The organism is Streptomyces sp. NRRL S-118, assembly GCF_000716335.1.
Lineage (GTDB): Bacteria > Actinomycetota > Actinomycetes > Streptomycetales > Streptomycetaceae > Streptomyces.
Map to the genome: position 1 here is coordinate 22,136 of NZ_KL591044.1, position 10,669 is coordinate 32,804.

The 10,669-nt window shown below is 74.1% G+C and carries 10 protein-coding genes; 2 read left to right on the forward strand and 8 right to left on the reverse strand.

The genetic code is table 11. The features are described from left to right. Positions 1-276 precede the first annotated feature (276 nt). Positions 277-1,200: an LLM class F420-dependent oxidoreductase gene (locus IH00_RS0135935; protein WP_031080670.1), complete on the reverse strand. Its 924-nt coding sequence runs from the start codon at positions 1,198-1,200 to the stop codon at positions 277-279. A 202-nt stretch (positions 1,201-1,402) separates the two neighbouring features. Here IH00_RS0135935 and IH00_RS43630 point away from each other — a divergent pair, with 202 nt between their 5' ends. Further along, a complete protein-coding gene (locus IH00_RS43630) occupies positions 1,403-1,579 on the forward strand; it encodes a hypothetical protein (protein WP_199819883.1) in 177 nt (58 codons plus the stop codon). Positions 1,580-1,686: 107 nt separating this feature from the next. On the opposite strand, the gene IH00_RS0135945 is transcribed toward IH00_RS43630, so the two are convergent. The 4 genes from IH00_RS0135945 to IH00_RS0135960 form a co-directional block, all read right to left on the reverse strand. After that, positions 1,687-2,325, reverse strand: a complete 639-nt coding sequence (locus IH00_RS0135945) for a DUF6099 family protein (protein ID WP_234335116.1) — start codon at positions 2,323-2,325, stop codon at positions 1,687-1,689. 125 nt (positions 2,326-2,450) lie between these two features. Next, a complete protein-coding gene (locus IH00_RS0135950) occupies positions 2,451-2,819 on the reverse strand; it encodes a nucleotide pyrophosphohydrolase (protein ID WP_031080673.1) in 369 nt (122 codons plus the stop codon). Continuing rightward, positions 2,812-4,128, reverse strand: a complete 1,317-nt coding sequence (locus tag IH00_RS0135955; RefSeq protein ID WP_078888158.1) for an AAA family ATPase — start codon at positions 4,126-4,128, stop codon at positions 2,812-2,814. The genes IH00_RS0135950 and IH00_RS0135955 overlap by 8 nt, the downstream gene beginning before the upstream one ends. A gap of 55 nt (positions 4,129-4,183) precedes the next feature. After that, the gene (locus IH00_RS0135960; RefSeq protein WP_031080677.1) at positions 4,184-4,585 is read right to left on the reverse strand and encodes a cell division protein SepF; all 402 of its coding nucleotides are present in this window, start codon (positions 4,583-4,585) and stop codon (positions 4,184-4,186) included. Positions 4,586-4,661: 76 nt separating this feature from the next. On the opposite strand from IH00_RS0135960, the gene IH00_RS0135965 reads away from it, so the two are divergent. Beyond that, positions 4,662-7,364 (forward strand): SpoIIE family protein phosphatase, encoded by a 2,703-nt coding sequence (locus tag IH00_RS0135965; RefSeq protein ID WP_031080679.1) that lies wholly within the window; start codon positions 4,662-4,664, stop codon positions 7,362-7,364. A gap of 179 nt (positions 7,365-7,543) precedes the next feature. Here IH00_RS0135965 and polX read toward each other — a convergent pair whose 3' ends face one another. The 3 genes from polX to IH00_RS0135980 all read right to left on the reverse strand — a co-directional run bounded on the left by polX (position 7,544) and on the right by IH00_RS0135980 (position 10,493). Then, a complete protein-coding gene (gene polX / locus IH00_RS0135970; protein WP_031080681.1) occupies positions 7,544-9,262 on the reverse strand; it encodes a DNA polymerase/3'-5' exonuclease PolX in 1,719 nt (572 codons plus the stop codon). Between the two features lie 46 nt (positions 9,263-9,308). Then, the gene (locus tag IH00_RS0135975; RefSeq protein WP_031080683.1) at positions 9,309-9,797 is read right to left on the reverse strand and encodes a phospholipase; all 489 of its coding nucleotides are present in this window, start codon (positions 9,795-9,797) and stop codon (positions 9,309-9,311) included. A gap of 276 nt (positions 9,798-10,073) precedes the next feature. After that, positions 10,074-10,493 (reverse strand): hypothetical protein, encoded by a 420-nt coding sequence (locus IH00_RS0135980; RefSeq protein WP_031080685.1) that lies wholly within the window; start codon positions 10,491-10,493, stop codon positions 10,074-10,076. Between the last annotated feature and the right edge of the window lie 176 nt (positions 10,494-10,669).

The window sequence follows — 10,669 nt, forward strand, 5'->3', positions numbered from 1 at the left end:
AGGAGATCCTCGCCGTACGCTTCGGATCGCGCTCGGGAGGAGATCCTCGCCGTCCGACCCGCCCACATCGAGGAAGCAATCCGCCCGGGCCGACCGACCGGCCCGGGAGTGGCAAACGATCGAGTGACGGCTGACGACAGGTCGGCGGACCCACGACCGCCGGCTTCCGCGGCCCTGACCGGTTCGGCGTGCCCCTCGCCGCTCGCGGTGGCGCCCCAGGGCCTGGAGGGGTGCGGGTGCGGCTTCCGCCGCCCCCCGCACCGCGTTCACCGGGCCCTAGCCCAGCTGGGACTGGACCTGCGAGGAGATCAGCTCCAAGTGGTCCAGGTCGTGCAGGTCCAGGACCTGGAGGTAGATCCGGGAGGAGCCCACCGCGGCGTAGCGGCCGATCTTGTCGACGACTTCGGCGGGCGAGCCCGCGAGGCCGTTCTCCTTCAGCTCGTCCACCTCCCTGCCGATCGCGGCCGCGCGGCGCGCCACCTCGGCGTCGTCCTTGCCCACGCACACCACCAGCGCGTTGGAGTACACCAGGTCGTCCGGCCTGCGCCCGGCCTCCTCCGCGGCCGCCCGCACGCGGCCGAACTGCCGCTCGGTGTCCTCCAGCGAGGCGAACGGGATGTTGAACTCGTCGGCGTACCGCGCGGCCAGCCGCGGTGTGCGCGTGGCACCGTGGCCCCCGATCAGCACCGGCACCTTCGCCTGCGCGGGCTTCGGCAGGGCGGGCGAGTCGGTCAGCTGGTAGTACCTCCCCTCGTACGTGAACGTCTTGCCGGGCTCCGTCTCCCACAGGCCCGTGACGATGGCCAGCTGCTCCTCGAGGCGCCCGAACTTCTCCTTGGGGAACGGGATGCCGTACGCCCGGTGCTCCTCCTCGAACCAGCCGGCACCCAGGCCCAGTTCGACGCGGCCGCCCGACATCTGGTCGACCTGCGCGACCTGGATGGCGAGCACACCGGGCAGCCGGAAGGTACCGGCTGTCATCAGCGTGCCGAGGCGGATCCGCCGGGTCTCGCGGGCCAGGCCCGCGAGCGTGATCCACGCGTCGGTCGGTCCGGGCAGGCCGTCCGCCGCGCCCATGCTCACATAGTGGTCGGAGCGGAAGAAGGCGTCGAAGCCGAGGTCCTCCGTGGCCTTGGCCACGGTCAACAGGGTGTCGTAGCTCGCCCCTTGCTGGGGCTCGGTGAAAATGCGCACATCCATGCGTCCATCCTGCCCCTTCGAACGCACGTCACCTCACGGGCCCACCCGGGTGAAGATCAGCGCACCTGGTGACCCGCCGTCGGTGGGCGTCGTTGGCTCGGCTGGAGCCGGACCGCCCGGCCCGCGTGCCGGCGGGAGCTGTCGGCGCGTCGTTCTCTCGTGTGGCCCCTCCCGGCGGGACGGGCCGGGCCGAGGAGGCCGCATGTCGCAGGAAGCCGTTCCCGAGCAGCTGGGCGCGGACGCGCCCAAGGGCCTGCTGCAGCAGATGGAGGAACTGATGGCGGCGCTCACCGCCGACCTCTCGCAGCTCGACGCCGACCTGCAGTCCTCGGCCGACCGCGGCCGCGCCGACGCGACCGGCCCGGAGCACCCCGCCTGACGCCGGACCCGCACGCCCCGTGGCCGCCGGCGCCGGCGGCCACGTCGGAACTCCGCGCGCGACACCGCCTGGAACACCGCGCCGGGCCGGTGGCTGCGCGCCTCCGGTCACGACGTCCCGGCCGCCGAGTCCGCGGGGTCCGCGAGTCCGGCCTGCCCCGCGAGGTCGGGAGCCGTCACCTCCGCCAGCTCCGCCCCGACCCGGTCCGCGCGTCCGTCCGCCGGCCCGTCGTGGTCCAGCGGCCCGCCGGAGGGCAGCCGGTCGCAGCATGGTCCGTCGCGGCCCGCACCGGGCGGTCTGCCGCGCTGGCGCACCGTGAGCCGGCGCAGCATCATGCGCACCCGGTCGTTGGACTCGTCGGCGGCGTCGATGGCCTCGATGCACTGCCAGTACAACCCCTCCTCGTCGGTGGCGCAGGCGACGCCGACGAGGGCGATCCCCACCTCGCCCAGCAGCGCGCCCAGCCCGAGCAACGCACCGCGCACATCCGCGACGCCCGTCAACTGCGCCGCCCGTATCCCCCCGCCGCGCAGCGCCGGGTGGTCCGGCCCCGTGACCTCGCGTCCGCCGGTGTCGCAGAGCCCCCGCGCCTCACTCCGCAACTCCCGGGGGCCGCAGAGCGCGAGGTGGTGCCCGATCGCCCGGGCGAGCGCCTGGGCCTGCCATGCCTCCGCCACGATGTCGAGCGCCACCGTGCTGCGCGCCAGGGCACCCCGCCCGGCCACGATGAGCCGTTCCGCATCCATGTACGCCGCCCCCGTTCGTACGACTGTCCGCCCACTAGTTCACTACCCAGAGTGAAGCTGAATGGACCCAAACGCCAGAGGAATTCGGAAATCTGTGGACAGGAAGCTCAGTGCGAATAACTCACTCACTCCGTAGAGTGACGATCGGTGCGGGCGGCGCGCCCCGGTGGCCGTCCCACGGGGAAGCGGAGCTCGTTCCGGTCGATCTTCGCCGAGAGCGCGGCCAGCGGATCGACGCCCAGCACACCGCAGAACTGCAGCAGGTACGCCAGCACGTCCGCGACCTCGTCGGCGACCCGGTGGGCCGTCCCCGGGTCGTCCATCACGCGCGCCGCCTCTTCCGGCGTCAGCCACTGGAAGATCTCCAGCAGTTCGGCCGCCTCGACGCTGAGCGCCGCCGCCAGGTTCTTCGGTGTGTGGTACGGCTGCCACTCCCGTGACGCGGCGAACTCCGCCAGCCGGCGCTGCAGTTCTCGTACATCCTGTTCACTCACGCCTCAGGTCTACCACTGTCAGCCCCTCCCCCGGCCGGGCGGCCTCCGCCACCGCCTCGCCAGCCGTCGCCACGAACCGCATGTGCCCCTCCGCGCAGATCTCCGCCGCCAGTCGCAGCAGCTCTCCCGCCTGCCACCGGTCCAGGCCCCGGTCGAAGCCGTCCGCGAGCACGGTGAGCGTCTGCAGCGCACCCGGCACCTCCGCCGCCTGGTCGACCGCGAGCACCCCGGGCCCGGTGAGCAGCACCAGAGCCAGCGCCAGATAGCGCAGTTCGCCGTCGCCCAGCCGTTCCAGCGGCGTGCCGGGGCGCCGGGCGGCGCCCCCGGGGGCGCCGCCGCTGCCGCTCGGGCGGTCGCCCCGGTCGAGCAGGGCGCGCACCGTCCCGTCGGCCAGCCGCTCGACGTCCAGGTCCCGTACCGGCCCGGCACATCCCGCCGCGGCTGCGGCCACCAGCCGGGCATGGCGCCGCGTGCAGTCGGCTCGTGTGCGGTGCAGCACCTCGGCGAGGTTGTCGCACCCGCGCCGCAGCCGGCCCTCCCCCACGGGCACGGGAGTCCGCATCCGGTGGGGCCGGGGGTCGCAGGCGAAGACCGAGCGGAGGGCGAGGACCACCTGCTCCGCCGCGGCCAGCAGCCGCCGCTGTCCTTCCGTGCTGCCCGCCACCCGCAGCGGCAGCAGGGCAGTGGCGAGCCGGTCGTCGGGCAGGGGCGCGCGCGTCACGTGGGACCTGTCGCCCGTGTGCCATTCGGCCTGCACCGTGCGCCGCCGCGGATCGCGCAGCGCGGTGGCCAGCAGGGTCCGCCCGTCCGCGTCCGTCAGCCGCTCGCCCACGATGCGCGGTTCGGGTTCCGCCTGCACGGCGAGGTCGAGGCGTACCGCGCCGGCCGGGCCGTCCACGGTGCAGCCGATGCGGAAACCCCGCCGGCCCTGCGCGTCCGGCACCGCGCCCTCGGGCACGCACCCGGCCGGGTCCGGGAACGCGCTCCGCAGGGGGCCGCCCGCACCGAGCAGCGCGAGGGCTTCGTAGGCCTGTAACGCACTGGACTTGCCGCTGCCGCTCGGCCCGGCGAAGAGCGTCACCGGGCCGAGCGGGAGGACCGCCCCGCGGTGCGCCTTGAAGGCGGAGAGCCGCAGTGCGGTGAGGGCGGGGCGGGGGGTGACGGCGGGACCCACTACGGCGGGGCCGGCAGCGGCGGGGGGACGGGCGGTGACGGGGCTGCCGCCGGGAGCTGCCGGACGGGTGGGGGCGGCAGGAACGGCGGCGGGAACGACAGGGCCGCCGGGAGCGGCGGGGCGGGTGGAGTCCATGGCCGGACCGTACGAGCACGCGTCCTCGCCGAACCGTTCCGCCCGGACGGGCCTCCTACGAATGGGGGACGGCCGTCTCGGCCGCCGCACCTTCGACCTCGGTGCCCACGGGCGCCAGCAGGAAGACGTTCCGGTCGACGCGGTGCATGCCGCTGCCGAGGCCGAAGACCACGCCGCTGCTGAAGTCGAGGATCCGCTTGGCGACGTCGGTGTCCGCCCCGGTGAGGTCCAGCAGGACCGGGATCTGCGCGATGAGGTACTCGGCGACCTCGCGCGCGTCCGCGAAGACCTGCACCCGCAGTACGACCATGCGGCGCTGCTCGGCGGCCTCGTAGTCCTGCGGGATCGTCCGGTGGTCGATCCTGGACGGCCACTCGTTGCGCCCCCGGAGCGGGACGACCTGGGCCAGGCCCTCCCACTGTTCGTCGGTGACGTCGTACCTCTCGTACCTACTCATGGGGCTATCCTCGCCCGCCTCACCCGTTCGGCCCAACTTCAACACTCAGCGTGTCGCCCGTATGAGAAAATGAGATATGGCCGGACCTTTCGGCCGTTGGCGCTCGCTGTTGAGTTCGCGTGCCGTCGCCAGTCAGGTGTTCGCCCTGCAGGTGGCGGTGGTGGTGCTGCTCATCGTCGCCACGGTGGTGGCGCTCGTGCTCCAGTCCCGCACCGACGGTGAGCGGGAGGCACGTCAGCGCGCGGTCGCGGTGGCCGAGACCTTCGCGCGGACACCGGGCATGGTCGACTCCCTGACCGGGTCCGAGCCCTCCGCCGACCTGCAGCCCAGCGCCGAGGAGCTCCGCACGGCGTCCGGCGTCGACTACGTCGTCGCGATGACCCCCGACGGCAGGCGCCTCACCCACCCCGAGCCCCAGCGGATCGGCCGGCCGTTCGCCGGAACCGTCGCGCCCGCCGCGGCGGGCGGGACGGTGACCGAGACCGTCGCCGGCACCCTCGGCCCGGCCGTCCAGCACGTCGTCCCGGTCACCGACGCGAAAGGCCGGGTCGTCGGACTGGTCGCGGCCGGGGTCACGATCGAGCGGGTCAGCGGGGTCGTCGAGGAGCAGCTTCCCGTCCTGTTCGGCGCCGCGGCCGCCGCCCTCGGCCTCGCCACGGCCGGCACCGCCCTGGTCAGCAGGCGGCTGCGGCACCAGACGCACGGCCTCGGGCCCGCCGAGATGAGCCGGATGTACGAGCACCACGACGCCGTGCTGCACGCCGTGCGGGAGGGCGTGCTCATCGTGGACGGGGAGCACCGGCTGCTGCTGGCCAACGACGAGGCCCGGCGGCTGCTGGGCCTGCCGCCGGACGCCGAGGGCCGCCACGCCCGCGACCTCGGCATCGACCCGGGTGTGGCCCGGCTCCTGGAGTCCGGGCAGCCGGTCACCGACCGGGTGCACACGGCCGGGGAACGGCAGCTCGCCGTCAGCGTGCGCCTCACGGGCGGTGACGGGGGCCCGCCCGGCGCCGTCGCCACCCTGCGGGACACCACCGAGCTGCGGCTGGTCAGCGGCAGGGCCGACGTCGCCCAGGGCCGTCTGAAGCTGCTCTACGACGCGGGGGTGGAGGTCGGCACCACCCTCGACGTCGTCCGCACCTCCGAGGAGCTGGCCAGGCTCGCGGTGCCGCGGTTCGCCGACTTCGTCACCGTCGACCTGCCGGACGCCGTCCTGCGCGGCGAGGAGCCGGCGGGCGGCGGGCACGTGCGCCACATGCGCCGGGTCGCCTACGCCGGCATCCGCGACGACACCCCGCTCCACCCGCCCGGCACCCTGATCCGCTTCGTCCCGGACACGCCGCAGGCACGCGGCTTCGCCACCGGCAGGGCCGTGCTGGAGGCCGACATGACCGCCTTCGACGGCTGGCAGCAGCAGGAGCCGGCGCGCGCCCGCCAGCTGGTCGAGTACGGCATCCACTCGATGATCGTGGCGCCGCTGCGCGCCCGCGGCGTCATCATGGGGGTGGCCACCTTCTGGCGCGCCGACGAACCGGAGTCCTTCGACGACGGTGACGTGTCCCTCGCCGAGGAGCTGGTCGCCCGCGCCGCCGTGAGCATCGACAACGCCCGCCGCTACACCCGCGAGCACGCCATGGCGGTCACCCTCCAGCGCAGCCTGCTGCCGCGTTCCCTGCCCGAGCACACCGCGCTCGACATCGCGCACCGCTACCTGCCCGCGCAGGCCGGGCGGGGCGGCGTCGGCGGGGACTGGTTCGACGTCATCCCGCTGCCCGGCTCCCGTGTGGCGCTCGTCGTGGGCGACGTGGTGGGCCACGGGGTGCGCGCCGCCGCCACGATGGGGCGGCTGCGCACCGCGGTGCACAACTTCTCCACGCTCGACCTGGCTCCCGACGAGCTGCTGTGGCACATGGACGAGCTGGTGTCCCGGATCGACCAGGAGGAGAGCGGTGAGGGGGACGCCGGTTCCGTGGACGGCGGCGGTGCCACGGCGATCACCGGCGCGACCTGCCTGTACGCCGTGTACGACCCCGTCTCGGGCGTGTGCACCATGGCCCGCGCCGGACACGTGGGCCCCGCGGTCGTGTACCCCGACGGCCGCGCGGTGTTCCCCGGCGTGCCGGCGGGTCCGCCGCTCGGTCTGGGCGGGCTGCCCTTCGAGACGGCCGACGTACGGCTTCCCGAGGGCAGCAGCCTGGTGCTCTACACCGACGGGCTGCTGGAGGACCGCGACCGCGACCGCGACATCGACGAGGGCATGGAGCTGCTGGGCCGCACCCTGGCGCAGGCGGGCCGGACGCCGGAGGAGACCTGCCGCACGGTGCTGGACGCCCTGCTGCCCGAGCGGCCCCGCGACGACGTGGCCCTGGTCGTCGCGCGGACGCGGCGGCTGTCGGCCGACCGTACCGCCGCGTGGGACGTCCCGCCCGAGCCCGCGGCCGTCGGGCGGGTGCGGGCGCAGGCCGGCCGGACGCTGGAGGGGTGGGGTCTGGTGGAGGAGGCGTTCACCGCGGAACTGATCCTCGGCGAGCTGGTCACCAACGCCATCCGGCACGCCGCCGCCCCGATCCGCGTACGCCTGATCCGCGACCGGTCCCTGATCTTCGAGGTCGGTGACGGCAGCAGTACCGCCCCGCATCTGCGCCTGGCGACGGAGACCGACGAGGGCGGGCGCGGCCTGTTCCTGGTGTCGCAGCTCGCGGAGCGCTGGGGCACCCGGTACACGGGCGAGGGCAAGGTCGTCTGGGCCGAGCTGCCGCTGCGGCCCCGCCCGCGTTGAGTGCCGCGGCGAGGGGCTCGCCGAGGGCCTCACCAGGCTCCGTGGACAGGCTTCGCCACGCGCGCGTGCCGCGCGCGGCGTGCGGGACCTGCGCGGTGCGCGCGGCCTGCGCGGTGCGCGCGGCCTGCGCGGTGCGCGCGGCCTGCGCGGTGCGCGCGGCCTGCGCGGTGCGCAGTCTTCTACGCGGCGCGCAGGAAGCGGCGCAGTGCGGTCAGCGGCCAGGTGTTGATGACGTCGTCCGCGGTGAGCCAGCCACGCTGGGCCGTGCCCACGCCGTAGCGCAGGTACGGCAGGTGGGTGACGGCGTGCGCGTCGGAGTTGACGGCGAACTTCACGCCGTACCGCCTGGCCCGCAGGATGTCCTCGTCGCACAGGTCGAGGCGGTTGGGGTGGGCGTTGATCTCCAGGGCGGTGCCGGTACGGGCGCAGGCCTCGAAGACGGCGTCGAAGTCGGCGTCGATGCCGGGGCGCTTGCCGAGGAGGCGGGTGGTGGGGTGGCCGATGACGGCGATGTGCGGGTTCTCGCAGGCGCGGACGAGGCGGCGGGTCAGGGCCTGCCGGTCCTGGTTGAAGTGCGAGTGGACGGAGGCCACGCACAGGTCGAAGGTCGCCAGGAATTCGTCGGGCCAGTCGACACTCCCGTCCGGGCCGATGTTGAGTTCCGTGCCGTGCAGCAGCCGCATGCCGCGGTGGGCCCGGTCCAGGGCCCGTACGCGCTCGCGCTGGGCGAGCATCTTCTCCTTGGTCATGCGCTGCATGGCGAGGTCCGGGGCGTGGTCGGTGACCGCGTAGTAGGCGTAGCCGCGGGCGGCGGCCGCGGCGACCATCTCCTCCAGCGGGGCGAGTCCGTCGGTGAGGTCGGTGTGGGTGTGCAGGTCGCCCTTGATGTCGCTCTCCTGCACCAGTGCGGGCAGCTCGCCGCGCAGTCCGGCGGCGATCTCGCCGCGGTCCTCGCGCAGGGTCGGCGGGATCCAGGGCAGACCGATGCGGGCGTAGATCTCCTCCTCGGTCTCCGAGGTGATCCTTCGGCCGCTCTCCGCGTCGAAGAGGCCGTACTCGGAGAGCTTGAGCCGGTGGCGCACGGCGATCTCGCGGGTGCGGATGTTGTGCGCCTTGGACCCGGTGAAGTACTGCATGCCCGCGCCCCAGGATTCGGGGGGCAGGACGCGGACGTCGATCTGGAGGCCCTTGGTGGTGCGGATGGAGGTCTTCTTCGCGCCGTGCGCGATGACCCCGGCGGTGTACGGGAGGCTGCCCAGGGCGTCCATGAAGGGCGCCGACCGCTCCGCGGCCACGAGGACGTCGATGTCGCCGATGGTCTCGCGCATGCGGCGCAGTGACCCGGCGTACGCGCAGCGCTCGCAGCCGCTGATCGCGGAGAGCTCGGAGACGATCTGCTCGGCGGTGTCCATGGCGGCGTCGAGGAGGATGCGGTCGCCGGCTTTCTGCATGAGGCGGATGCCGTGGAGGATGTTCTCCTCCGTCTTCTCGCCGAAGCCCTTCAGGTCGCGCAGCCGCTCGTGGTGGATGGCGTCGAGGAGCTGGTCGACGGAGGAGACGCCGAGCTCCTCGTGGAGCACCATGGCCTTCTTGGGGCCGAGTGTGGGGATGGTGATCAGCTCGCGGACCCCGGCGGGGATGGCGTCGCGGCGCTCCTCGATGGCGGAGACGTGGCCGGAGGCCAGGTACTCGACGATCTTGTCGGCGATGGACCTGCCGACGTTGGGGATGTCGCGCAGCTGCCCGGCGTCGAGCGTGGACACGTCCGCGTGGTACCCGCCGACCGCGCGGGCGGCCTTCTCGTAGGCGCGCGCCTTGAACGCGTCGCCGCCGGTGATGGAGATGAGGTCGGCGTACTCCTGGAGCAGTGCCTGCACCTCTTCGTTGGCTCGGACCATGCCTCCAGGATGCGCCGCCGGGGCGGGGCGGGCATGCGCGGCGCGGTCAGGCGACGGCGGGGGCGCCCGGCGCCGCGGCGCTGCCGAAGAGGACGACGGCCTGGTAGTACATCCAGGCCGTCCGGTCGCAGCTGGTGCGGGTGGTGCCCGAGTAGGCCGCGCAGACACGCTTCATGTCGGCGTGGAAGGCGTTGTCCAGGCGCCGCTTGACGGCCGGGAAGGTGCCGGCCTCCTTGTAGTTGCGGTAGCCGAAGTCGTGCCGCGCGCAGGCGTACTTGAACGGGAAGCCGAGCGGGTTGTCGGGCGAGCCGGAGCAGTAGTCGGTGGACCAGTCGAAGGCGTAGGCGCGCCACGCCGCCTGGTTCTGCCGGGCGGCGTACCACGCCCGGTAGCTGCTCGCGGGGGTCTGGGTCCAGGCGCTCAGCACCTGCGCCTTGTCCGGCGGCGGGGCGGCCGACGCCCCTGTGGCCGGGAGGAGCGCCATGGGGAGCGCGAGGGCGACCGCGGCGAGGCGGCGGACGGAGCGACGAGGCATGCGTGACCTCCGGACGGGCGCAGGGGGTGCCCGGAGGAGCCGGGCGCACGCAGGGAGCATTGACACGTGAGGCGATGCGCATACCCGCCTGGCCAGTTGACGCCACATCACGCCGGTCGGCGTCGGGCACCGGGCTTCCCCGGGGGGTCGGGCGTCGTGGTCTGCTCCCCTCCGTGCGGCACCCGTCGGCGTGGCGGAACCCCGGACGTGTCACGGGAGTCGGAACCGACGTACCGGGCAGGTGCGACACCCGGTGCGCCGCGGAGTGCCGCCGGCTCAGCGGGGGGTGACGGCCGGCGGGGCGGGGGTGTCCTTCTCGTGCCAGGGCCAGGGGCCCCGGCCGCGCGTCTCGGCTCCCTCTTCCATCTGGGCGACCAGCTGCTTCAGCCGGTGGCGGGCGCTGCGCGCGACGTTCCTCTCCAGGGGCAGCCCGTGGTCGGTACGGGCGGTGACCACCGTGCCGGCGATGCGCCGGTCGATGGTGGACGGTGCTGTGCGGGTGCCCTTCTTCCAGCCCGGCTGCGTCCACAGCCAGTCCACGAACCGCACCAGGGTGGTGGAGGTGACGGCCGATAAGGGGAGGCCGGACTCGGCGCAGAACTTCGACCAGGCGCTCCAGTCCGTGGCGTAGCCCTTGCGGGTCCGTTCCGAACGCCGCCGCGCGCCCGACGGCGGCGGCACCTGCTTCGTGGGCATCTGTCCTGACTCGTTCGTCGGTGTGCCTCGCGGGGCGTCGGCGCAACGCCCGGTGCGTCACCGGGCGTTGCGCCGACGGTCGGGCTACTTCACCGGTTCGGTCTCCGGTTCCGTCGCCGGTGCGGTCTCGCCCGCCGGGTCGACGGGGGTCTTGACGGAGTCGAGCAGGAGCTGGG